Here is a 24,462-nt window from a genome sequence, read left to right as displayed (position 1 = left end):
TTCCAGACTGTTTAAAACTTCAGCAAAATATATCCCTGAGGCACATAGGTAGTGATGGTCGTTAAAGCAGAATGGGCAATCTGCACTCCTTGCCACAAATCTTCTTTCTTGATATTCCTAGCTACCATAGATTGTCCGCAAACGTAAAACTCTGCTCCTGCTTCTTTCAAAGCCTCATAAACCGCTAAATTCGGATTAGTGGACTCATATCTCACTTGATGCTTATCATCGTTCAATAAGGTAAAAATAGCTCCTCCGTGTACCACTACCTTGACATGGAGTCTATCCTTTGTTACTCCAGCCAAGCCATGCAAATTCATCATTCTAGCTATATTATCTACCCATCTGGATATCTCTGCAGGATTATCAGCTCCTGCAGTCAAATCGACTAAGATCTTATATTCCAGGGATCCATCCGGCCTTTCTGTGGCTTCCGGTATCTCATAGATTCCTCCAAAACCTTTGACAATAGGAAACTGGGCAGTTTGAGCCAAGATTGTATTAATTCCTAATAAGAGGAAAAGGATAGCGGCAGATAAAATGTGCTTTTTCATAGTCGATCAATTGAGCCGAAATTAACCAAAAATAAAACTCATTGAGTGCCATTAATCAAAAAAGCCTCTCCAAAATTGGAAAGGCTTTGTGCGCACGAGAAGATTCGAACTTCCACACCCGTAGGGCACCACCCCCTCAAGATGGCGTGTCTACCAATTTCACCACGTGCGCGGTTAGGGTCTGCAAAAGTAGAAAGCCAGCCTATTCAAAGCAAATGCTTTCTTCTGCAATTTGATTTATCCGTAAACTTTTTTCTCAGCTGCCAAGAGCGTATTATAAAGCAAAGATGCAATGGTCATAGGACCTACACCTCCCGGAACAGGAGTAATAGCGGAAGCTTTTTCGGCCACTTCATCAAACTTCACATCTCCAATTAATCTAAAACCGGACTTTTTGCTAGCATCTTCCACTCGATGAATCCCCACATCGATTACCACAGCGCCAGGCTTTACCATGTCAGCAGTTACAAACTCTGGCTTCCCTAGAGCAACAATTAAAATATCAGCAGTTTGAGCTATTTCTTTTAGATTTTGAGTTCGGCTATGGGTCAAGGTGACGGTGGCATTTCCTGGATATCCATTTCTTGCCATCAAAATACTCATCGGGCTTCCCACAATATGGCTTCTGCCAATAACCACACAATGCTTACCGGAAGTCTCTATATTATATCTTTTCAAAAGCTCCACAATTCCATAGGGAGTTGCAGCTACATAAGCTGGCCAATTCAAGGCCATCCTTCCTACATTGGAAGGAGTAAAACCATCCACATCTTTCTCTGGCTTAATCTTATCAGTAACTTTTTCCACAGAAATATGCTTAGGTAAAGGAAGCTGTACAATCAATCCATCAATGTCGGGATTTGCATTGATCTCTTCTACTTTGGCCAAAAGTTCCTCTTCAGAAATAGTTTCGTCCAATCGCACCAAAGTGGATTCAAAACCAATCTCATGACAAGCCTTTACTTTGGCTCCCACATAGGTTTGACTTGCTCCGTCATTTCCTACCAGAATAGCTGCCAAGTGAGGAATTTTCCCTCCTTCAGTTTTGATCTCAGCCACACGTGTTGCGATTTCATTTTTGATGTCTTGGGAGGTCTTTTTTCCGTCTATGATTGTAGCCATTATCTTTTAGGTTAGGTTCGAGAACTTCGAAATTCATCATTCGAAATTCGATGTTCGCTATTTTATATATTATTTCTTTCAGCAGTTTCAATACTTTTTACAAAGATTGAAATCAGCTGATTACTCTCGCTAATTAATGATTCAATTCTTTTTGAATCTGAATGCAGATTTGATTTTGCAATAATTTTTAGGGCAACTCTGCTTTCTCGAAGTTCCTTTAATACAATTTTCAACTTATGAATAAAGTCTTTTCTTGATTCCCCAGACTGAGCTTCGCCGTAATTTAATGCGGGTGATGTTCCACTTCTCAAAAGCTGATTTGCCATATGGTTACCAGCTTTTGAATTAATCATAGAATCTGTAAATGAAATTACAGCAGATGCAAATTCAATCAAGCGAGACTCAAGATCATATTTTCTTTCCATGTTCGATTCACCATTTTGATTGCTCAAAATTCATTATCTGACTGAGAATTCTAAATATCGAATGATGAACATCGAATGTCGAATATCGAAGTTTTGAATTGCCTCGTAAATCATAAATCGTAAATCCCTAGTCCAGCTTGAGCACTGCCATAAACGCCTCCTGAGGAACCTCGACATTACCGACTTGCCTCATGCGTTTCTTCCCTTTTTTCTGCTTTTCAAGAAGTTTACGCTTTCGGGAAATATCACCACCATAACACTTCGCCAACACGTTTTTACGTAGGGCTTTTACAGTTTCTCGAGCGATGATTTTAGTTCCGATCGCTGCCTGAATAGCAATTTCAAACATCTGACGAGGAACCAATTCTTTCAATTTTTCGCAGAGTCTTTTGCCCCATTCGTAAGCTTTATCACGGTGCACGATCGCAGAAAGCGCATCAACTGCTTCTCCATTAAGCATCACATCCAGTCTAACCATGTGAGAAGGCTGATATCCTTTCAATTCATAATCCAAGGATGCATATCCTCTGGAAATGGTTTTCAGCTTGTCGAAGAAGTCAAATACAATCTCTGCCAAAGGCATATCGAAGGTCAGTTCAACCCGGTCTGCAGTCAAATAAACCTGGTTTTTGATTTGACCTCTTTTCTCCATACAAAGCGTAATCACAGCCCCTACATATTCAGAAGCAGTGATGATGGAAGCCTTAACAAATGGCTCTTCAATATGCTTCATCTTGGTAGGATCAGGCATATCTGAAGGAGCATTGATTAGCTTGTAGGTATCATTGGTCATCAATGCCTTGAATTGCACCGAAGGAACCGTAGTGATCACGGTCATATCAAATTCCCGCTCTAATCGCTCCTGAATGATTTCCATGTGCAGCATTCCCAAGAATCCACAGCGGAAACCAAATCCCAAAGCCGCTGATGTTTCCGGTTCCCAAACCAGGGAAGCATCGTTGAGTTGCAGCTTTTCCATGGATGCTCTCAACTCTTCATAATCTGTGGTATCTACAGGATAGATCCCGGCAAAAACCATAGGCTTCACATTCTCAAAACCCTGAATAGCTTTCTCGCAAGGGCGTTTGATATGGGTGATGGTATCCCCTACTTTGATTTCTTTTGCCACCTTGACCCCAGAAATAAGGTACCCTACATTTCCGGCACTCATGGTTTGCTGAGGAATCTGATTCAGTCCTAAAATACCGATTTCATCTGCCTCATATTCCCTTCCGGTATTGACAAACTTAATTTTATCGCCTTTGCTGAAGGTTCCGTTGAAAATCCGGAAAATCACTTCCACACCTCTGAAAGGATTGTAAACCGAGTCAAAAATCATCGCTTGTAGCGGTGCATCAGGATCTCCTTTAGGCGCTGGAATTCGAGTGACAACAGCCTTCAAAATATCATCTATCCCGATTCCTGTCTTTCCAGAGGCCAAAATAATATCCTCTCTATCACAGCCAATCAGGTCAATTACCTCGTCTGCCACAGATTCAGGATCTGCTCCTGGAAGGTCAATTTTATTTAAAACAGGAATAATTTCCAGGTCATGACCCAATGCCAAATACAAATTGGATATGGTCTGAGCCTCAATTCCTTGAGAAGCATCCACAATCAGCAAAGCACCTTCACAAGCTGCAATCGATCTGGAAACTTCGTAAGAAAAATCCACGTGTCCCGGAGTATCGATGAGGTTGAGTATATATTCCTCTCCTTCATGTGTGTATTTCATCTGGATGGCGTGGGACTTAATGGTGATTCCCCGCTCTCTCTCCAGATCCATGTTATCCAACAACTGGTCCTGCATATCCCGATCAGACACTGTCTGGGTTTCTTGCAGCAACCTATCCGCCAATGTACTCTTCCCATGGTCAATATGGGCGATGATACAGAAATTTCTTATTTTTTGCATGTTCATTCTGCGCGCAAAATTAGGGAAAAAGAAGGAGAAAATTAGAGGATTATACCTGAAATACGGATTTGTCGAAACAGAAAAGAAATATGGTTGAAATACACTTCGCAACACCAAGTGAAATATGCCTTCGACGAAATAACCCTAACAGTTCAGGACTCCTTGATTAGATAAATATTTCATTCACCGAAGGTGAATATATTTTAATAGTATTTCTACTGTATTTCGACCTCTGAGATTTAGCTTTTAATTTTACCCCGAAAATACTTTAATCCATGAAATCTATAGCCGAGAACAAAAAATCCCAAAACATAGCTGAATACATCATCTATCTCTATCAACAAGAGGACTTGATTCGGTCTTTTCAGGGTAATTTGGAGGAAATCCGGCAATATGTAGTTTCTCACTTTCCTGTCGAAGAAAAGGAAAAGAACATCATTTTTAATTGGTATCAGGACTTCCGAAATCAAATGGAGAAAGAAGGAATTATAGAGAAAGGCCATTTAGAGGAAGGTAAAAAGTTGGTTGCTGAGCTTTCACAACTACACTGGCAATTACTCAAATCGGATCAAACCTATTTCCAAACTTATCAAAAAGCGAAGCCTTATATTCTACAAGCTGTAATGGAGGCAGATGGCAAAGACCTGGGAAATGAAATCCAAATCTGCCTTAACGGGGTCTATGGACTTTTGCTTTGCAGACTACTGGGCAAGAAAGTATCGGATGAGCAATTGAAATCCGCAGAAGCTTTTGGTGAAGTTCTAAGCTTATTGAATTTGGTCTATCAGCAGGAAAAGGTTTCTAGAAATTGATTTGAAAAAGGATTGGTTCATACGTTAATAAACTCCCAAACACTCCTATACCCCCCTTTTTCTTCAAAATACCCTAGCAGAGAATCAAAAAAAGGATTAATAGCCAAGGTACTGCTATCTCCAATTAAAACTAGCTTCCTTTTGGCTCGGGTAATAGCTACGTTCATCCTTCGTTCATCTGCCAAAAAACCAATCTCCCCTCTGTCATTGGACCGGGTCAGTGAAATGAGCATCAAGTCACGCTCCTGCCCCTGAAATCCATCCACAGTATCAATGGTAATCAAATCGGCAAAAGCCTTCAAATTTGGGTAGTCATAGGTTTCAAAGACCAATGTTCGTAAGTATCGTACCTGAGCAGAATACGGAGCGATCAAACCTATGGTCCAGCCATTTTCCTTAAATTTTGAAATACCGATCCGCTTGATCAGTTCATTTAAATACTTGCAAGTAAAGCTGGCTTCCTCAGGATTGAATGTGCTGAGGCTTTCCTCCTCTTGCCGGTCTGTATACCCAGCTCCGGCTGTGTCTACCCATTCCAAGACTGCTTCATTTTCGAATACATGAGAGTCGGTGTTTTCAGCAGCTTTCAATTTTCCCCCATAAAAATACTCATTGGAAAAACCCATGATTTCGGCTTTCATTCTATACTGAACCTGTAAGAGCTCCGCCACTTGAGGCTTCCTGTGGATGACCTTTTCCATCAAAGTAATCGATAAACCTTCTTTTGCAGCCTCGAAGGATTTAATTGTCGGCGGAAGTTGTAAATGATCTCCCGCAAAGACTATCTTTTTAGCTTTCAGGATAGGAATCCAAGTTGCTGCTTCCAATCCCTGAGCTGCCTCATCAATAAATACCACATCAAAGGTCATCCCTTTCAAGTGATAGGACGAGGCGCCAACTAGCGTACAGGCAAAAACCTGCGTTTTTTGAAAAATGTCAAAGGAAATATATTCTTCAAGATGCTTTGCGGCTTCCCGGATTCTTCCCACTTCATCAAACAACAACTTTCGCTGTCTGCGCTCTTCAGGGCCAAAATTTCGCTTGTATTGTTTGGCTAACTTTAGATACTGATCAATTTCCTTTCGAAGTTTTTTCAAGTCTCTATAACTTTCATGAAAAGTTGTTTTTGCATCCAAAGTTTGGTTCAAAATCTTTTCTTCCACTCTTGCAGGATGCCCCAATCGGAGAGTAGAGATTCCTGAATCTGTCAACTTTTCTACCAATAAATCCACTGCAGCATTACTAGGGGCGCAAACCAAAACGGATAATCCTTTTTCTGTAGCCTCCGAAATAGCCCTGATCAAAGTAGTGGTTTTTCCTGTTCCGGGAGGTCCATGAATTATCGCCACATCCTTTGCATTGGCGATTTTTTGGCAAGCTTGGTTTTGGGAAAAGTTTAAGCCTTCCGATTCACTTCTTGTGTTTTCTGAGAATACTGGGGCTCGTTCTCCCAATAGAGTTTCTTTCAACTCTTTGAGCCGAAGATTATCTGCTTCAATAACTCTTTTCAAGGCAAATTCCATCTCACGATAGCTGGCCTCATCAAACAATAAGTCCACACCCAAACGACTGCTATCCATCCATTCCGGGAGTTCATCAGCCTGAAGCGTGACAATCATCGTGTCTTTTTTCACTTGATTGATCACGCCATTCACTCGGTTTTCAGAAGAGGCATAGCCATCTTGGGTAGAAAAAAACGCAACAGATTTTCCGGATTGGAAAACAGAGTTTTGGCTTTGATCCAACTTTTCTATTTCTACCAAAAGTCTCTCTCCCATTCCTATTTTAGCCTTTTTCACTTGTATAGGATGCCAAGTAATCCCCTCTTTTTTCTTATCCGCCAAAGAAGTATTCAAAAACTTTTTCTTGTATTGAGCCAGATCTTCTTGCCATTCCTGCTTCAAAAGTTTCAGACCTTTTTTTAATTCCTCCGTGACTTTGTCCATCAATCCGTATTTTAGGCGAAACTAATCAAAAGGCAAAGAGTTTCTAAGTCTAAACATTCTATGAATTTCCTCGCACATGCATTTCTGTCTTTTAATGAAGAAAAGATTCTCGTCGGGAATTTCATAGCTGATTTTGTAAAAGGGAAACAGATCAAAGATTTTGAAGAGGACATTATCTCCGGAATCTTGCTACATCGGGAGATAGATTACTTTACCGACTCACATCCTTTGGTCAAAGCAGGGCAATCCTATCTTAGACCAAAATTTGGACACTATTCCACCGTGATTACGGATATCTATTTTGATTATTTTTTGATTAAAAACTGGAAAAACTATTCCTCAATCCCTGTGGAAGATTTTATCCAGAGGACCTATTCAATATTGGATGGTTACGAAGATATCTTTCCGGAGCGCTTTGCCAAGATGTATTATTGGATGAGAAATGATAATTGGCTCTTGCACTATGGAACTGTGGAAGGAATCAGAAGATCTCTGACAGGAATGTCCAAAAGAACCACCTTTAATTCAAAAATGGAAGAAGCTCATTTGGCCTTGTTAGAGCGGGAAACTGAATTTGAAGTGATTTTCTTCGCTTTTTTCAAGGATTTAGAGACTTTTGCCTACGGAAAACTACTGGAATTACATAAAGCTCATGATCGTCATTAAACCGAAAGGATCCACTTACTTTTCATTGGGAATTATTGTTGTCGCTCTTTTAGCAGGTCTGATTCTGATCCTTAGAGATTTTGCTTACAAGGGTTCTTTTGGACTTTGGTTTTATCTTATTGCTGCATCTTTGATCACTTTAGTGCTATTGATGCTGTTGGTTAAAATCCTTGCGGGTTTTCGTTTTATCACTGCCGGAAGGGATCAAATTATCGTCAAACTTCCTTTAAGAGGATTTCAAAAAGCCTACCCCATTGCTGAAATTTTAGCTTGGGAAGAAGAAGTAGTAATCGCCAATAAAAAGGAATTCAAACAATTGACTATAGCATTTTCAGACCGGCAGTCAATTTCTGTCTCCAACCATGAGCATCATTCTTATCCTGACCTAGTCAACTATCTTGCAAAAAAAGCTCCTAAGAAAAAGGTGAAAAACAAAAAAGCCTGATTGCTCAGGCTTTATCTTATCGTTGGTTTCTGAAATTCTTGTCGTATAGTTCGATACTTTCCCGAATAATTCTCAAAGCATCTTCCTTACCTAGGAAATCCTCCACTTTTACTTCTTTATTCTCTAGCTTCTTATAATCTTCGAAGAATCTATGGACTTCCTTCATCAAATGCGGAGGAAGCTCATCGATATCATTGATATAATTCACAGACTGATCTCCGGCAGCTACAGCAATGATTTTATCATCTGCCTCTCCTCCATCCACCATGCGCATCACACCGATGACCTTAGCCTCAACTAAGCACATGGAAGGAATATCTATTTGAGAAATAATCAAAATATCCAAAGGGTCATGATCCTCACAGAATGTTTGGGGAATGAATCCATAATTAGCAGGATAGTGCACGGCAGAGAATAGAACTCTGTCCAGCATCAGCATTCCTGACTTTTTGTGAAGTTCGTATTTACCTTTACTTCCTTTGGGAATTTCCACCACTCCCATCACATATTCGGGAGCATCTTTCCCGATATTGACGTCATGCCAAGGGTTAATCATAATTTTTCTTTTTGTTTATAAAAAGTGAGGGTGCAAAGATACGCTTTCCTCCTAAAAACCCCAGAAAAGTATTCTTAATTCAAGCTCGGTAGTGCTACTCTGACGGTAGTTCCTTCATTTAATATAGATCTCAACTCGATTTTTCCACCCAACTGTTCGACAGCTTCTTTGACCATATAAAGTCCCAAGCCTGTTCCTACATTCTTTTGGGTAGCTCGTGTAAACAAGTTGAACACTTCCGGATGATGTCGGTCGTCTATTCCAATCCCATTATCTTCCAGCATGATGATGGCTTGCCCATCTTTGACATCTATGGTAATAGAGATCTTCTTTTCCCCCTGTTCATTCTTCTGGAATTGCACTGAGTTGCTGAATAGGTTATTCAAGATTACTCTGATTTTTGCATCATCGGAGTAAAAAAGCTCATCTTGGTTAACCTGGGTCACAACATTGAATTCAGAGAGATTGAATTTTGCTTTGTAGGCCTCCATTTGCTGACCAAGTACATCTCTGAATTTGATCTCAGTTACTTTATGGTCAATTTTGGTAGACCTATAGAAGTCCAGCATTTTGTATATAAAATCGTCCAGCTTGGTGGTGGCGGAATCAATCATTTCAAAATATTCCAAAATATTAGGGTCGGAAACTTCCAATTTCGCCAATTTCGAGACACCTGAAATACTCATCAAAGGTCCACGGAGTTCATGCGAAAGACTGTACACGAACTGATTCATTTCGGTATGCAGCTTTTTAAGACGGATATTTTTCTCTTTTAACTCCTGCCTCATGAAATAAATGTCCGCTGCATTTTTGATGGAGTTCTTAATCTGCTCGATATTCCATGGTTTATCGATAAATCGATAAACTTCGCCCTTATTGATCGCATCGATTACACTGGCGATGTCAGAATACCCGGTAAGCAGGATACGAATTGGGTCGGGGTTGATTTGAATGAGCTTTTCAAAAAATTCTGTACCTGTCATTCCAGGCATGCGCTGATCCGCAATCACTACATGCACTTCCTCAGTCTGGGCAACTTGCAAACCTTCTTCTGCATCTATGGCAGTAAAAACCTTGAAATCTTTCCTTAGCGAGGCTCTAAATGATTTGAGGTTGTTATCCTCATCATCAATATAAAGCACATGTATATGGTTATTCATACTTGGATGAGCTTTGATAAATAGGTAGTGTAATTATAAAAGTTGTCCCTTGACCCACTTCAGAGTTGACTTCTAAAGTTCCTTTATGATTTTCAATAATAGAATAAACAATTGAAAGCCCCAAACCTGTGCCTTTCCCAACTGCTTTGGTAGTAAAGAAGGGTTCAAAAATCCTCTGTCTTACATGATCCGGCATTCCTGGGCCGTTATCCTCAATTTCCACCACCACATGATCTCCCAAAGATCTGGTGCGAATTTCAATTTTTGGATCTTTGACTGTATCAATATGATCGCTTAATGCATGTACTGCATTATTGATAATATTCATGAATACCTGATTGATTTTTCCAGCCAGACATTCCACCATTGGAAGTTCAGCAAAATCCCTAACAATCCTGATTTTTCCAGGAATTGAGCTATTCAAGAGAATAATTGTACTATTAATCCCATCGTGGATATCCACTTTCTTGACATCCTGTTCGTCAACTCTGGAGAATAAACGGAGACCTTTGACAATTTCCACTGTTCGCTTTGCTCCTTCTTCCATTCCCTTGAGAAGTTGATCTACTTCGTCCAGTACATAATCCAATTCCAATTCTTCCTCTAGGTCTTTTGCTTTTTTCTTGGACTCCTCCTTGAATTCGTTCATACCAGTTTCACGGTAGAACTCGATCACTTCCATGATATCTGCAATATCCCTTTTGAGTGGGGTAATATTAGAACTTACAAAGTTGATTGGGTTATTTATCTCATGCGCAATACCTGCGGTTAACTGACCCAGTGAGGCCATCTTTTCCTGACTGACTAATTGACTTTGGGTATTTTGAAGATTTCTCAGGGCCTGTTCCAATTCATCCGTTCTGATTCTTACTTTTTCTTCGAGCATAGTATTCTGCTCACGGATCAATTGCTCATTTTCTTTCAATACTCTGAGGCGTTCTAACTGTTCTTTCTCCTTCTCTTTCTTTAAAATATTGATCTTATCAGCAAGTGCGAAGGAGAGTAACACAACTTCCAATGCAGAGCCTAAAGGCATAATGTATGCAGTCAAATCATTAGTTGGTATGATTCCCATTTCGCTCAAAACGAAAAGGAAAATACCTAACATAAACACAGACCAAGCTAGCAAATAATATCTAGCAGGTCGATAGCCTTGCTTCTGAACTGCAAAAGCTGCCAATAGAACATATAAAACGACTATACTTTGAGTAACCAGCAAGGTCTGATAACTCACTGTTATGGAAAAGAAAAAGGCGTTAACTAAGATAAAAGCATAGATGAAATAGATAAAGTAAAAGCCCTTATCTAATTTGGGTATGAATTTATCCGTTGACAAGAACACTCGTAAAAACCAAATCCCAACTACGCTAACCAAGGATGAAAAAATAACTCCGGATCTCAAGTTTAACCAAACAACATTTGGCCAGAAAATTTCCTGAGTAAAGCCTAGAATTGAAGATTGTGCAAACCACACCAATACAGTGTGTATCACATATATGAGATACAATTTATCTCTTACAGAGAAGAATAAGAATAAATTATAAAAGAATAGTCCAACAATTACACCGGTAAATATCCCAAATAGTATATTCTCTCTATTAATCAGATTCTCCAGATAATTTCTATTCGTTATCGTGGATGTAATAATCTTTTTGTTGACACTTTTAACTTTTAAGAAAATCTCAGAAGTTTTTCCTATCGGGAGATTTATATCAAAAATTATAGATTTGGATAAAATCGGTTTTGAATAAAAATCTACTAATCTACCTCCTACATAGGATTCCAAAATCTCATTTTCGCTTACAACAAATAATTCTAAGCTATCCAATGAAGAGTTGTTGATGTAAAAATATTTTCCTTCGTTTTCAGAATTATTCTCTACAACATATTTCAACCAGACTACATCATTGTTGATTCCGAAATTTTTGCTTTGTTGATCTATTTTAGTGAAATCATTTCTTTCAATGATTTCCTGAAAATTTATGTCTTTATTCTCTTCTAAAATCAAGTATTCATACCTATTAAGAAGAACTGTTTCTCCATTTAAGATGACAGGGTTTAAAGCTTGAAAAAAAGCCCAAATAAAAGTAATTATCGAAATCATGGTTTAACTCTCCAGTCAGTATTTTTAATTTTCAATTGATAGGTAATTTCTACTGGCCCTTTCAAGGTTTCTTCAACCCTGGTACATTCAAGATTTTTCCTTAAATCAAGAATAAACTCCCTTTCAACTGGGAGAGCTAAAGGTAAATTTTCTACATCCTTCAAAACTGCCAAAGTTGCTACTAAATCCAGTTTCGGGTAAAAAAAAGTACCATTATTACCAATGTTTTCCTCAATTTCAAAACCCTTCTGAAGGGTAGGTTTTAAGGTATATTCCGCACAGAGAGCAAATAAAGTTGGAACATTTAATTGCTCTGCAATTACTAAAGATGTCCTCGAAAGAAATATGGCACCTATACCATAACCTGAAATCATTCTACTATTCCATAATCCTCCGATTTCCCCCGTCCCTCCTCTTTCTCTATATTCTCCGACTAATTCAAAGATTTTAGAATCAACTGGTGCAATAGCACCTTCAAGCGGAAGAGGAAATTCTGTATCGGCTACGTGTATTCTTAACCCGCTTACTACTTGTCCAGTAGAATTCTCATGAACAGTTACCACGAAAACGAATGGGTTGTATTTCCAATCGTTATTGGAGGAGGTTACCTTGGTGACACCATACTCTTTAAGAACATTTGCATGTCCTTCAATAAACATATCACATATTTCAGGCTCATCAACTGCCCTAAATGCTTTAAAGGTAAACATCAGTCAATGGTAATTAATGTATCTTCGACTTCCCTTCTGTAGGACCTCATACTTGGCTCTCCTCCGAAATTAAGTCTAAACATAAATAATTCTTCATTACTTTTTTCCCTGTTGAACAAAGTATTGAATTCTGCCTTGTATTTTTTGATCATAGTCACCTCTTCTTCTGTGAAGCCATGATCTTTTTCCCTAAGAGTTTGGTGAAAAATAAACATTGCCGCTGTCACTGGCTGAAAACTGATCTCCATCATGTTAGCCTTGATCCAAATGCGTTGAAGAACCTTTCCTGCTTTTAGATATTCTTGAGGAGTAAATTCTTTGCCTTGCAGCAAAAACATGGCAGAACTTGACATGATGGTATCATGGGAAATTTTGGTAAGGCCATATCCCATCAGAAACTTCCTAAAAAAACGAACTGTCCTCGGATCTTTCAACAAACCCATTGCAGCTCTTTCCGCCCCACTCAATTCCAATGTTGCTATATCTATTCCATCCCGACTTTCGCGTGCTTCTTTATCATTCCATCTCACTTCATTGATAAAGTCTTTGAGTCCCTGATCATGGAAAAGGCGCATTCTATCCATCCCGCCAATAATGCCGGATAATTTTTCCAAGTCGGACTTTGCGGAGATATGTTCCATCGGCATATCTTCTGCGAGCGCATAGCCATGAAAAAGCTGGATCTGCTCAGGTGTCAAATCCACCTTGGATGCATTCTTTCGATTGGTACATCGGATTGCCACTCCATCTACCAATTCTCCATTATGAACTTTGATTTTTTGATTATGCTTAACTATAAAGCGTATGCTAGCAATCAGATCTTCCTCAAAATCCTGTATGTGTTCAATGATTTCGATTTCAATTCCAGATTTTGCACAGTGGAGTCTGATATTTTCAAGAGCTGCGCCAAAAGCAATCAAGGAACCCGTGCCTCTGTAATCCAGCATGGAGTGGCTTCTTTCCTTGTCATGGAAAAGGTGCAAAACTCCATTTTGATCGAATACCCATATCCAAGGCTGAATATTTCCCCCAGAAGGTGCCAAATTGGCAAATTCAACCAACCCTTGTAACTCTGCTTTACTTAAGAAATAACCAGAAGGGATTATATTTTTGGGAATACTGCCTAAAAAATCTCCATTCTTAACTGGAACCACCTCTCGCTCTTCTTGAATTTCAGGTAGATCTAATTTGATGATTTCGTCAAGATCCACGAAAAATCTTCCCGAATCGACCGGTTCACCCACCAATAACTTTCTAGCAACATGAGCCACTGAAGCCCCTCCTAGAAAGACTGCAGAAGCTAATTGTGGCCAACTACTAATGGTCTGCCCTACTTCTAATAATGAAGCTTTCATCCTCGGAGAAAGAGTATCAACGCCCGTCATCTTCAATCCAATGGCAACCTTCTGTTTATTGGTTAAATTTTTTAGCGTATCTAAGTTAATATCTCCCAGGTACCCATGAAAAATTGGCCTCTCCGGCTCCAAATCAAATCTTTCTATATCTAACATTCCCCGATCAGAGGTATCCATCATTAGAGGAATCTGATATTTTTGGGCTGTTTTTCGGAGTAGAATTTTTATATCCAAACTATCACACTCATCGATAATCAAATCCAATCCACCCTGATCTGAAAAAAATGAGTCAATATTTTCTTCAGTAATTCCATCTCGATAGAGAGTCAATTTCAGATAGGGATCGATCTCTGCAATTTCCCTTGCCGCGATTACAATTTTTTCTATACCCAAGCTTGTAACTCCAGCCTTCAGCCTATTGAGATTACTCAATTCCAAATGATCAAAGTCAGCCAAACGCATTTCTCCGCAACTTCTTTCCAAAGCCATGGCTAAAGCGATGCTTTGCCCAACCGAAAGACCAACTATCCCAACCTTTTTCTCTGCAAGCTCTTTTTGCTCTTGAGGAGTGATTTTATAATTGTTTCTAAGTGTTCTAACACGAATAAATTCTTCTTCAGGCAAAAGATGAACTAGCGCATACTTCCAGGGATAATAAACCCAATTCCCATAAGATTCCTTGGGATTTTCTTCAAAAAAATTCTCAATCTCTGCTATTAATTCTTCCTTGGAAAAGCTTTTGGCGGGAAACTGAGATTTGATCAAATCGCCAACCTGACTATTGATTTGATTGATTACCTGAATCTGAGGGTTGTTTTTCAAATCAACTATTTTCTCCTGATCATCACGATTTCTGGGATTTAAAATTACCGGGTAAACTTGATCGGACAATGAATAGCTTGGAGTAGTTAACATCTAATTTATTGTGCAGATTGGGTGATATGCATTGTAAAGTTAGTTTTTGATTTCATTTCTCAAATGAAAATGAAAATTATTTTCATAGGAATAACCTATTTTATTCATATCAAGTTTAAGGCCACAATAGAATTTGTTTGTTTTTAAACAAAAAAAGCAATTATTTAGAATTACGATTAACTTGTATTCAAGTCAAGAATTGAATGGAAACCAAGGCAGAGGAAAAAATTAAGATTTTATATGTAGATGATGAAGAGAATAATCTTCAGGCATTTAAAGCTACATTCCGAAGAGACTATAAGATTTTTCTCGCTATTTCTGCCAAAGAAGGACGGGAAATTTTAGACAAGGAAGAAATTGACATCATCATTACCGACCAAAGAATGCCAGAGGAAACTGGCGTTGAATTTTTAGAGTCAATCATCCCCATTCATCCTAGCCCAATAAGAGTTTTATTAACCGGATATACTGATATTCAAGCTGTAATTGATGCAATCAACAAAGGCCAAGTATATCATTATCTAACCAAGCCTTGGGAAGAAGATTACCTCAGAACAGTCATCAAAAACGCTTTTGAAATCTACACATTACGAAGAGAAAACGAGCGCTTGACTCAGGCTTTGATCAAAGCAAATGATCAATTAGAATTTTTATTGAGACAGAACCTTCTTTCCTAATCAATACCTCGCTGCTAAAAGCAATTGTAACTCTTTGTGGGTCAAATCAAATTTCCTTGCCAAATAAGCATTTGTCAAACTTCCTCTGTAAGTATAAACCCCTCGCAGAAACCATCTGTAATTAAAAATCATTTCCTCAGCACCACCCAAATCCGCCATTTGTAAAACAATTGGGGTAAAAATATTACTCAAAGAATAGGATGCAGTACGGGAAACTCTGGAAGCAATATTAGGCACACAGTAGTGGATAATATCATGCTTCAAATACACCGGATCACTATGGGTCGTCATCTGTGCAGTTTCAATGCATCCTCCCTGATCGATTCCCACATCAATGATGATACTTCCATGCATCATATTGGCAACCATTTCTTCACTGACCACCACCTTATTTCTTCCTTTCTCAGCTCTCAGGGCACCAATCACCACATCAGCTTCGGCAAGAGCCTGGGTTAGGGTCAAATTATCAATAGTCGAGGTATAAACTTGCTGACCCAACAATTGCTTCAACCTACGAAGCTTATATATATGGTTATCAAAAATTTTGATATTAGCTCCAAGTCCTAATGCAGTTCTGGCCGCATACTCTGCCACCGTGCCTGCACCTATAATCACAACCTGAGTAGGTGGCACACCCGTAACACCTCCCATAATCAGTCCTTTACCATCGTTGACGGAGGATAAATATTCCGAAGCTATCAGCATCACAGTACTGCCTGCGATCTCCGACATGGCTCTTACCACCGGCATCCCACCTACTTTATCCTCTAGGTATTCAAAAGCAACCGAAGTGATCTTTTTGGCATTCAAAGCCTCAATAAACTCTTTATTCTGCTTTCCAATTTGCAGAGCTGAAATCAGACATGCTCCCTGATTCATGGATTCTATTTCCGTTAAGCTTGGCGCATCAACTTTCAGTACTACTTCAGATTGAAAAGCCTCCTTTGAAGAGTAAACCACCTTCGCTCCTGCATCTGAAAAATCTTGATCTGAAAACTTGGAAGCCAGTCCTGCTCCACTTTCCACAATCACATTCAGCCCGTTGTTGGTCAGTAATCCTACTGCTTCCGGAGTCAATACGATTCTTTTTTCTTCGTCAGATTGCTCTTTGGGTATACCAATAGTCAGTCCGCCCTTCCCTCTTTTTACTTTGGCAGGAGATTCTTTTGGAATTAGTCCAACAGCGGTGAGTTCATTAATCTGAGTCGACATCCCGATAATGTTGTAGTGTGATATTTCTACTTGAAGTAGAATTATACTCAATTTTAATCAATAAAAAATGATCTGGAATAAATCCTCCCAATTTTTCAGCCCATTCCATCCAACAATAATTCCCGCTTTCGAAATATTCCTCCACTCCTATATCCAAAGCCTCCTCAGGTTTTTCCAGTCTATAAAAATCAAAATGATAAATAGGAGCTTTTCCAGAAAGCTCATAATGATTGACTATCCCGAAAGTAGGACTGCTTACCTGAGATGCAACTCCAAACTTTTCACCCAATGCTTTGATCAAAGTGGTTTTTCCAGCACCCATATCACCCTGAAACACCCAAAGCTTCTCGTTTTGGGCAAAATCAATAATCCATTGGGCTATTTGGTCCAGCTCTTTTAACTCGTAAATCTTACTATTCAAAACTCTCTATTTTGCTGTGAGATAAACGATCGGAACGATCATTTCCTCCAAAGATACGCCACCGTGTTGAAAAGTATCCTTATAATAGTTCACATAATAGTTGTAATTGTTTGGATACGCGAAAAAATAGTCCTCCACAGCGAACACATAACTTGAGGAAACATTAAGCTTGGGTAGCTTGGCATCTTCCGGTTTCCTTATTTCGAAAACCTTACCTGCTTCAAAATTCAGGTTTTTCCCTTGTTTATATCTTAAGTTGGTAGTCACATTTTTATCCCCTATAATTCGGTAAGGCTTATTGACTCTCTTGGTTCCATGATCAGTAGTGATGATTACATCTGCTCCAGCCAATTGAATCTTTTTCAACAGTTCGAATAAACTACTATGCTCAAACCAACTTTTTGTCAAGGATCTATAGGCTGATTCATCCGGAGCAAGCTCTCTGATCATTTTCATATCTGTTCTTGCATGAGATACCATGTCCACAAAATTATAAACTAGGACATTTAACTCATTTTGAACCAAAGAGTGAAACTGATCCAAAACAGCCTTTCCTTGATTGGCCTGAATTATTTTGTGGTAGGAATGCTTCGCCTGAACCCTGCTTTTTTCTAAGTTAATCTTCAACCAATCTTCCTCGAAATTATTTTTCCCCTCATCAGAATCCTCATCTTCCCATAGGTTGGGATAAAATCTAGCCATATCCATGGGCATCATCCCGCTGAAAAGCGCATTTCTGGCAAAAGCCGTGGTAGTAGGAAGGATACTAAAATAGGTTTCCTTTTCCTGAATATTGAAATACGGAGAAACCAAGGACTCGATCTCTTCCCATTGGTCCAATCTTAAATTGTCAATCACAATAAAGAACAGAGGCTTCCCTTCTTTGACCTTAGGGAACACTTTCTTTTTCATCACTTGATGCGAAAGCAAAGGTTTATCTGTGTTTTTTTCTTCCAGCCAGTCTAGGTAGTTGTCTTTGATGAATCGGGCAAAAGATGCATTTGCTTCGGTTTTTTGTGACTCCAAAACTTCCTGCATGCTCTTATTTTCAGTATCGTCAATCTGAAGCTCCCAGTAGGTCAATTTCTTATAAATATTAGCCCAATCTTCATGATCCTCAGCATCTCCAAAGGCCATGCTGATATTCATAAAATCCTGCTGATAACTCAAAGTGGTTTTCTCTTCTATCAACTGTCTGTTTTGAAGAATCTTTTTCACTGAAAGCCAAATTTGGCTTGGATTCAAAGGCTTAATCAAGTAATCAGCTATTTTACCTCCAATAGCATCATCCATGATATGCTCCTCCTCACTTTTGGTGATCATGACAACCGGAATCTGAGGCTTAATCTGTTTGATTTGCTGTAAAGTTTCCAGGCCAGTCATCCCTGGCATATTTTCATCTAGAAAAATGACATCAAAATTTCGTTTTTCGACTTCCTCTATCGCATCTATGCCAGAATTGACGGTAGTGATAGCATAGCCTTTTTGTTCCAAAAAAAGGATATGTGGCTTCAAAAGGTCAATTTCATCATCGGCCCATAGAATATTGGATTTTTGCGACATAGCGGATTCCGTTTCTTTTAAAATTATAATTACTTTTGGGTAAACAAAACAGGCCTCCTTGAAAAGCCAGAAAATACTCAACGATCCCGTTTATGGTTTCATCACCATTCCGAGCGAGTTGATTTTTACAATCATTGATCATCCATATTTCCAAAGATTACGCCGGATCAAGCAATTGGGTTTGACAGATTTTGTCTACCCCGGTGCTTTACATACGCGGTTTCACCATGCTTTGGGTGCAATGCACTTGATGAGCATCACTTTGGATAATCTCAGGAATAAAGGTACCGAAATCTCAGACCCTGAGTATGAGGCAGCTTTAATTGCAATTCTGCTTCATGACATAGGACATGGTCCGTTTTCCCATGCTTTGGAATATAGTCTTTTAAAATCAGTTCCACATGAGGAACTGTCATTACTGATTATAGAACTCTTAAATCAAGAATTAAGTGGCAAACTTGATCTGACTTTAAGAATCTTTAAGAATCAATATGAAAGGAAATTTTTCCATCAGCTGGTTTCCAGTCAGTTGGATATTGATAGGCTAGACTATCTTCAAAGAGATTGTTTCTTCACCGGCGTCTCTGAAGGCACAATTGGGGCAGACCGTATCATCAAGATGATGGATGTGAAAGACGATCAGGTAGTCATTGAAGAAAAAGGGATTTACTCAATAGAAAACTTTCTGAGCGCTAGAAGACTGATGTATTGGCAGGTTTACTTGCACAAGACTACCGTAAGTGCAGAGAAAATGCTGATTAACCTGATCCAAAGAGCAAAAGACTTAAAAATCAGGGGTGCCAATTTCCCAATTTCCGAGGAGTTTGATTATCTATTGGGCCATGAACACACCTTACAGGATTTTCAAAGCAATCCTGATTTACTGAAGATTTTCTTGGAGTTAGATGATTTAGATCTATGGGGAGCTATCAAACTTTGGAAAAAATCCGATGATTATGTTCTCAGAAGTATTTCGAGGATGTTTTTAACGAGGAATCTTTTCAAAATAAGTCTGAAAAATGACCCTTTTACAAATAAGGAAATTGAAAGCTCAAAAAGAAAAGCGATTCAAAAATTAGGGATTCCTGAAGAGGATTTGGATTATTTCTTTTCTCATGGAACTGTGAGCAACTATGGATATTTGATCAAAGACCGGATTAATATTCTTACCAAGAAAGGAAAAGTAATTGACGTGGCTCAAGCGGCAGACTTGCCTAATATCAAAGTGATGAGCAAAATCGTCGAAAAACACTATATATGTAAAGCCAAAAGTCTAATTTAGACAATCAATACATTTGCTGTATGGAATTTACTTTAAGGCAGTTAGCCGAATTATTGAATGGAAAAGTAGAAGGTGATGAAAGCTTGAAAGTGAGTCGTCTTGACAAAATTCAAGAAGGCCAAGCAGGCGGAATTAGCTTTCTTTCCAATGAAAAATACGAACCCTACCTTTATCAAACTCAAGCTACTGCAGTTATTGTTTCAGAAGGGTTCAAACCCTCAAAAACCTACAAGACCAATCTAATTCGGGTAAAAGATGCCTATTTGGGATTTACGGCTCTCCTTGAAGCTTACTCCCAATTTTCAAAAGCGTCTTTTTCTGGAGTAGAGGAGCCAAGCTTCTTGGACGCCAGTTCCAGTATTGGAGAAAATCACTTCAGAGGTGCATTTTCCTATATCGGAAAAAACTGCAAAATCGGAAATCAGGTTAAAATTCATCCTCATGCCTACATTGGAAACAATGTAGAGATTGGAGATAATACCATTATTCATTCTGGCGCTAGAATTTGTACCGACACCAAAATCGGTAAAAATTGTGAAATCCATCCTGGCGCTGTGATAGGCTCGGATGGTTTTGGCTTTGCTCCTCAAGAAGATGAAACATATAAACCTATCCCGCAAATTGGAAACGTAATCATAGAGGACAATGTAAGTATTGGAGCTAATTCGACTATCGATTGCGCAACTATGGGCTCAACCCTAATCAAAAAGGGAGCGAAAATCGATAATCAGGTACAAATTGCCCACAACGTTATAATAGGTGAAAACACTGTTATTGCTGCCCAAACAGGAATTTCAGGATCCACAGAAATTGGAAAAAACTGTGTTATCGCCGGAAAAGCAGGTATTGTAGGTCACATTAAAATTGCGGACAACACAACTGTTGGAGCCAACACGGGTGTAAGTAAGTCCATCAAATCACCCGGGCAGACATTATTTGGTTATATAGGATTTGACATGAAGCAGTTTTTAAAGTCATATTCTATATTCAAAAATTTGGACGACCTAGAGAACAGAATCAAAGAACTCGAAAAAAAGCCTTAATTTTGCGGCCCTAGCATTTAAATGGCTAAGAAATAATGAAAGTAAAACAGCACACTATAAAGAAACAGGTTGAATTGTCAGGAGTTGGCCTTCACACAGGTGTCATTTCCAACATGACTTTTTTACCTGCTCCACCCAATCACGGTATTAAGTTTCAGCGAATAGATTTAGAAGGAATGCCTACCGTGGATGCAGACTGCGATTTAGTCGTAGACGTATCCAGAGGCACTACGCTTGAGCAAAACGGAGCACGCGTATACACTGTAGAACATGTCCTAGCTGCATTGGTAGGCATGGAAATAGACAATGTGCTGATTCAGCTGGATGGTCCTGAACCTCCTATCATGGACGGTTCATCTATTCAGTTTATCGAAGTCCTAGAAGACGCCGGGCTTGAAGAACAAAATGCATTAAGGAGATTTTTTGAAGTTCAGGAAAGTATCCAATACAAGGATTCTTCCAGAGAAGTAGAAATGGTTGCTCTTCCAACAGACAATTATAGAGTGACCGTCATGGTTGACTACAATTCCCCTGTTTTGGGAAGTCAGCATGCTTCCATTACAGATATCGGACAATTTAAAACTGAGATCGCATCATGCAGAACTTTCTGTTTTTTGCATGAATTAGAAATGCTTTACAACTCCAACTTAATTAAAGGAGGAGACTTGAATAATGCTATCGTCGTCGTAGACAGAGTAGTTGAGGAAAAAGAACTGGCACATTTAGCCAAAATGTTCAATAAGCAAAGAGTTGAGGTCAAAAAGGAAGGCATCCTTAATAATGTTGATCTTCGCTACAGAAATGAGCCTGCTAGACATAAGCTTCTGGATGTAGTAGGAGATTTGGCATTGGTTGGAAGACCATTGAAGGCTCAAATTTTAGCCGCAAGACCAGGGCATGCTGCTAATGTGGCTTTTGCAAAAAAGCTAAAAAGAGCTATGGAAAAGGCAGGAGCTTCGCACATTCCACACTACGATCCAAAACTTCCACCAGTGATGGATATCAATCAGATCTCTAATATTCTTCCTCACAGATATCCTTTCCAATTATTGGATAAAATTATCTACTTGGATGATACGGTAGTTGCTGGAGTGAAAAATGTAACGATGAATGAACCGTTTTTCTTGGGTCATTTTCCAGGCAACCCAGTGATGCCAGGTGTGCTCCAAGTGGAGGCAATGGCGCAGACGGGTGGTATTTTGGTACTAAGCACAGTAGATGATCCTGAAAATTATTGGACTTACTTCTTGGGAATCGAGAATTGTAAGTTCAGAAAAATGGTACTTCCTGGAGATACACTGATTTTCAAATGTGAACTTTTAGCTCCTATCAGAAGAGGAATTGCAAAAATGAGAGGTGAGGCCTATGTGGGTAACACTTTGGTGTGTGAGGCAGTTATGACAGCCAGTATAACTAGAAAAGAATCATGATCAGCCCATTAGCTCATGTAAGCCCAAAAGCTCAACTTGGAGAAAATGTCCATGTTGATCCCTTCACCATGATTCATGAAGATGTAATCATAGGGGATAATTCTTGGATTGGCCCTAATGTGACGATTTTCCCAGGAGCAAGAATTGGTAAAAACTGTAAGATTTTTCCAGGTGCTGTGATCGCAGGTATTCCTCAAGACTTAAAATTCCAAGGCGAAGATTCTACCGTAGTGATTGGTGACAATACTACCATTAGGGAGTGTGTTACTATAAGCCGGGGAACAGTTGACAAGCAGACCACAGTAATAGGAAGCAATTGCCTTTTAATGGCTTATGTACACGTTGCACATGACTGTGTGATCGGAAGCCATGTAATCATCGCCAACTCCGTACAAATTGCTGGTCACGTATCCATCGACGACTGGGCAATTGTGGGTGGATCTAGTGCCATTCACCAATTTGTCAAGGTAGGAATGCATTCCATGATTTCCGGCGGTTCATTGGTGAGAAAGGACGTTCCTCCATTCACAAAAGCTGCAAGGGAACCACTTTCCTATGCCGGTGTAAACTCGTTGGGCCTGAGAAGAAGAGGTTTCAGCTCTGAAACCATTGCACATATACAGGAAGTATATAGATATCTTTTCTTAAACAGCCTCAATAACAGTAAGGCTTTGGAAGAAATTGAAGTAAACCTTCCTGCTACCAAAGAAAGAGATGAAATTCTGAATTTTATACGATCTTCAGAAAGAGGAGTAATGAAAGGCTACATCAATTAAAATGCTGAAAATCCAACTCGAAGAGGCTTCAAAACGCTTTCAATACGAATGGATTTTTAAAAATCTGGATTTATCGCTTCAATCCGGTGATTCACTGGCAATCACTGGAAGTAATGGCTCGGGAAAATCTACACTTCTCAAATGTATTGCAGGGTCCATCCCATTGAGTTCTGGAAAAATATCTTTTCTAAAAGATAAACCTATTCCTGATTCTGACTGGTTTAGATTACTCACTATTGCCGCCCCATATCTGGAGCTTCCAGAGGAATTTAGCCTCAGAGAGGTATTGCAGTTTCATTTCAAATTCAAAAAACCTAAAAGCAATTTGAGCTTGGAAGAAATGTTGCAGATTTTATACTTGGAGCAACATATGAATAAACCCATATCCCAGTTTTCTTCAGGAATGAAACAAAGGTTAAAGCTTGGATTGGCACTTTTTTCAGATGTTGACTTAGTCCTTTTGGATGAACCCACTTCTAATCTTGATAAAAAAGGAATAAGCTGGTATTTGGAGATGGTAGAAAAATTTGCTCAAAACCAGATCTTAATTATTTGCTCCAATGAATCCAGAGAGTACGAATTTTGTCAACAAAAACTGGTATTGGAAGATTATAAATAAGGCTATTCTTTGAACTTCAAATGATATAGTTAATTTTAGAGGATTAATTCTAATTTCAATTTAATTTAGAGTTTACCTTAGGGAAGGTAGATTCAGAAATCTAATTATAGCCTCTGGAAGAAAAGCCTCTGATAGTTGAAATTTTAGCTTAAGAAATAAAAAGTATATGAAAAAATCATTGTTTAGTTTAAGTCTGATTTCATTGTTTACAGTGATCTTGTTTGCATGTGGTGACAAGCCAGCTCCAACACCACAGAAGACGCCAGAACAGTTGGCTGTAGAAGCTTTGACTGGTTCAGGTTCTCAGACTTGGGGGATTGCTGGAGGGGGTTCTGTTACCAGAAGTGGTTCTACCGTTACAGATCAATATCAAAACTTCGAGCTGATTTTAAATTCAGGTTCAGCAAAAACCTATACCACAAGAAATAATAATGACTTGTTTGACAATTCAGGGAACTGGTCATTTGCGGGAACCAACTTTGACAAATTCAGTCTAACCGGAGCCAAACCAGCTGCTGGTCGGGAGATTTCATTTACCCGCACAGGCGATAATTTGCGATTGGAATTCAATATTCCTGCGCCAGGAGCCAGAATCAACGGTACTTTTGCAGTGGCAGGAAGCTATGTATTCAATTTGGTAAAAAAATAAGCTAGATTTAAACCCTAAAATTAAAGGGGCTTCGAGCCCCTTTTTTTTTTCTGAAAGAGAAAAACCAGAAAGTGGCCTATTTAGCCATTTTCAGAACTGATAGGG

23 protein-coding genes and 1 tRNA gene are annotated in these 24,462 nt (G+C 39.1%); 10 read left to right on the top strand and 14 right to left on the bottom strand.

Annotated features, from left to right (window positions below):
• Positions 1 to 11: 11 nt before the first annotated feature.
• The 5 genes from FL972_RS17095 to lepA all read right to left on the bottom strand — a co-directional run bounded on the left by FL972_RS17095 (position 12) and on the right by lepA (position 4,016).
• On the bottom strand, positions 12 to 554 hold the full coding sequence (locus FL972_RS17095) for a DsrE family protein (protein ID WP_144607212.1): 543 nt from the start codon (positions 552 to 554) through the stop codon (positions 12 to 14).
• A gap of 89 nt (positions 555 to 643) precedes the next feature.
• Positions 644 to 726 (bottom strand) — tRNA-Leu (locus tag FL972_RS17090).
• Positions 727 to 791: 65 nt separating this feature from the next.
• Complete coding sequence (locus FL972_RS17085) at positions 792 to 1,676, bottom strand: bifunctional 5,10-methylenetetrahydrofolate dehydrogenase/5,10-methenyltetrahydrofolate cyclohydrolase (protein WP_144607211.1); 885 nt, start codon at positions 1,674 to 1,676, stop codon at positions 792 to 794.
• 62 nt (positions 1,677 to 1,738) lie between these two features.
• Positions 1,739 to 2,101, bottom strand: coding sequence for a four helix bundle protein (locus FL972_RS17080; protein ID WP_144607210.1), 363 nt, complete (start codon positions 2,099 to 2,101; stop codon positions 1,739 to 1,741).
• Positions 2,102 to 2,228: 127 nt separating this feature from the next.
• The gene (gene lepA / locus FL972_RS17075; protein WP_286936546.1) at positions 2,229 to 4,016 is read right to left on the bottom strand and encodes a translation elongation factor 4; all 1,788 of its coding nucleotides are present in this window, start codon (positions 4,014 to 4,016) and stop codon (positions 2,229 to 2,231) included.
• Between the two features lie 275 nt (positions 4,017 to 4,291).
• On the opposite strand from lepA, the gene FL972_RS17070 reads away from it, so the two are divergent.
• Positions 4,292 to 4,828, top strand: a complete 537-nt coding sequence (locus tag FL972_RS17070; protein WP_144607208.1) for a DUF4924 family protein — start codon at positions 4,292 to 4,294, stop codon at positions 4,826 to 4,828.
• Positions 4,829 to 4,845: 17 nt separating this feature from the next.
• On the opposite strand, the gene FL972_RS17065 is transcribed toward FL972_RS17070, so the two are convergent.
• Complete coding sequence (locus tag FL972_RS17065; RefSeq protein WP_144607207.1) at positions 4,846 to 6,774, bottom strand: AAA domain-containing protein; 1,929 nt, start codon at positions 6,772 to 6,774, stop codon at positions 4,846 to 4,848.
• A gap of 60 nt (positions 6,775 to 6,834) precedes the next feature.
• On the opposite strand from FL972_RS17065, the gene FL972_RS17060 reads away from it, so the two are divergent.
• Positions 6,835 to 7,440 carry an acyl carrier protein phosphodiesterase gene (locus FL972_RS17060; RefSeq protein WP_144607206.1) on the top strand — a complete coding sequence of 202 codons (606 nt, stop codon included), beginning with the start codon at positions 6,835 to 6,837 and terminating at the stop codon, positions 7,438 to 7,440.
• Complete coding sequence (locus FL972_RS17055; protein WP_144607205.1) at positions 7,427 to 7,885, top strand: hypothetical protein; 459 nt, start codon at positions 7,427 to 7,429, stop codon at positions 7,883 to 7,885. The genes FL972_RS17060 and FL972_RS17055 overlap by 14 nt, the downstream gene beginning before the upstream one ends.
• Before the next feature lie 16 nt (positions 7,886 to 7,901).
• Here the strand turns inward: FL972_RS17055 and FL972_RS17050 are convergent, their stop codons facing one another.
• From FL972_RS17050 to FL972_RS17030, 5 genes are all read right to left on the bottom strand, one after another.
• The gene (locus FL972_RS17050; protein WP_091654693.1) at positions 7,902 to 8,441 is read right to left on the bottom strand and encodes an inorganic diphosphatase; all 540 of its coding nucleotides are present in this window, start codon (positions 8,439 to 8,441) and stop codon (positions 7,902 to 7,904) included.
• 74 nt (positions 8,442 to 8,515) lie between these two features.
• The gene (locus tag FL972_RS17045) at positions 8,516 to 9,601 is read right to left on the bottom strand and encodes a hybrid sensor histidine kinase/response regulator (protein WP_144607204.1); all 1,086 of its coding nucleotides are present in this window, start codon (positions 9,599 to 9,601) and stop codon (positions 8,516 to 8,518) included.
• Entirely contained in the window at positions 9,594 to 11,705 is a 2,112-nt protein-coding gene (locus FL972_RS17040) for a sensor histidine kinase (RefSeq protein WP_144607203.1), read from the bottom strand. Before FL972_RS17040 ends, FL972_RS17045 begins: the two co-directional genes overlap by 8 nt.
• Entirely contained in the window at positions 11,702 to 12,415 is a 714-nt protein-coding gene (locus FL972_RS17035; RefSeq protein WP_144607202.1) for a hypothetical protein, read from the bottom strand. Before FL972_RS17035 ends, FL972_RS17040 begins: the two co-directional genes overlap by 4 nt.
• Entirely contained in the window at positions 12,415 to 14,685 is a 2,271-nt protein-coding gene (locus tag FL972_RS17030) for an Rv1355c family protein (protein ID WP_144607201.1), read from the bottom strand. Before FL972_RS17030 ends, FL972_RS17035 begins: the two co-directional genes overlap by 1 nt.
• A 203-nt stretch (positions 14,686 to 14,888) precedes the next feature.
• Between FL972_RS17030 and FL972_RS17025 the strand changes: the two genes are divergently transcribed.
• Entirely contained in the window at positions 14,889 to 15,362 is a 474-nt protein-coding gene (locus tag FL972_RS17025) for a response regulator (protein WP_144607200.1), read from the top strand.
• Here the strand turns inward: FL972_RS17025 and FL972_RS17020 are convergent, their stop codons facing one another.
• Genes FL972_RS17020 through porX form a run of 3 tightly spaced genes read right to left on the bottom strand, consistent with a single transcriptional unit; the run spans position 15,363 to position 18,558 of the window.
• Positions 15,363 to 16,574 carry an alanine dehydrogenase gene (locus tag FL972_RS17020; RefSeq protein ID WP_091654703.1) on the bottom strand — a complete coding sequence of 404 codons (1,212 nt, stop codon included), beginning with the start codon at positions 16,572 to 16,574 and terminating at the stop codon, positions 15,363 to 15,365.
• Positions 16,558 to 16,995: a tRNA (adenosine(37)-N6)-threonylcarbamoyltransferase complex ATPase subunit type 1 TsaE gene (gene tsaE, locus FL972_RS17015; RefSeq protein WP_144607199.1), complete on the bottom strand. Its 438-nt coding sequence runs from the start codon at positions 16,993 to 16,995 to the stop codon at positions 16,558 to 16,560. The genes FL972_RS17020 and tsaE overlap by 17 nt, the downstream gene beginning before the upstream one ends.
• A gap of 6 nt (positions 16,996 to 17,001) precedes the next feature.
• On the bottom strand, positions 17,002 to 18,558 hold the full coding sequence (porX, locus tag FL972_RS17010) for a T9SS response regulator signal transducer PorX (protein ID WP_144607198.1): 1,557 nt from the start codon (positions 18,556 to 18,558) through the stop codon (positions 17,002 to 17,004).
• Positions 18,559 to 18,616: 58 nt separating this feature from the next.
• Here porX and FL972_RS17005 point away from each other — a divergent pair, with 58 nt between their 5' ends.
• The 6 genes from FL972_RS17005 to FL972_RS16980 all read left to right on the top strand — a co-directional run bounded on the left by FL972_RS17005 (position 18,617) and on the right by FL972_RS16980 (position 24,357).
• A complete protein-coding gene (locus tag FL972_RS17005; protein ID WP_144607197.1) occupies positions 18,617 to 19,840 on the top strand; it encodes an HD domain-containing protein in 1,224 nt (407 codons plus the stop codon).
• A gap of 20 nt (positions 19,841 to 19,860) precedes the next feature.
• Positions 19,861 to 20,883, top strand: a complete 1,023-nt coding sequence (lpxD, locus tag FL972_RS17000; RefSeq protein WP_144607196.1) for a UDP-3-O-(3-hydroxymyristoyl)glucosamine N-acyltransferase — start codon at positions 19,861 to 19,863, stop codon at positions 20,881 to 20,883.
• A 35-nt stretch (positions 20,884 to 20,918) separates the two neighbouring features.
• Positions 20,919 to 22,313 carry a bifunctional UDP-3-O-[3-hydroxymyristoyl] N-acetylglucosamine deacetylase/3-hydroxyacyl-ACP dehydratase gene (locus FL972_RS16995; protein ID WP_091654710.1) on the top strand — a complete coding sequence of 465 codons (1,395 nt, stop codon included), beginning with the start codon at positions 20,919 to 20,921 and terminating at the stop codon, positions 22,311 to 22,313.
• Positions 22,310 to 23,089 (top strand): acyl-ACP--UDP-N-acetylglucosamine O-acyltransferase, encoded by a 780-nt coding sequence (gene lpxA, locus FL972_RS16990; RefSeq protein WP_144607195.1) that lies wholly within the window; start codon positions 22,310 to 22,312, stop codon positions 23,087 to 23,089. Before FL972_RS16995 ends, lpxA begins: the two co-directional genes overlap by 4 nt.
• Position 23,090: 1 nt before the next feature.
• Complete coding sequence (locus FL972_RS16985) at positions 23,091 to 23,708, top strand: ABC transporter ATP-binding protein (protein WP_144607194.1); 618 nt, start codon at positions 23,091 to 23,093, stop codon at positions 23,706 to 23,708.
• A gap of 166 nt (positions 23,709 to 23,874) precedes the next feature.
• Positions 23,875 to 24,357: a hypothetical protein gene (locus tag FL972_RS16980; RefSeq protein ID WP_144607193.1), complete on the top strand. Its 483-nt coding sequence runs from the start codon at positions 23,875 to 23,877 to the stop codon at positions 24,355 to 24,357.
• Positions 24,358 to 24,462: the final 105 nt, after the last annotated feature.

This window comes from Algoriphagus algorifonticola (assembly GCF_007655305.1).
Lineage (GTDB): Bacteria > Bacteroidota > Bacteroidia > Cytophagales > Cyclobacteriaceae > Algoriphagus > Algoriphagus algorifonticola.
This window is presented reverse-complemented; position numbering and strand designations above follow the sequence as displayed.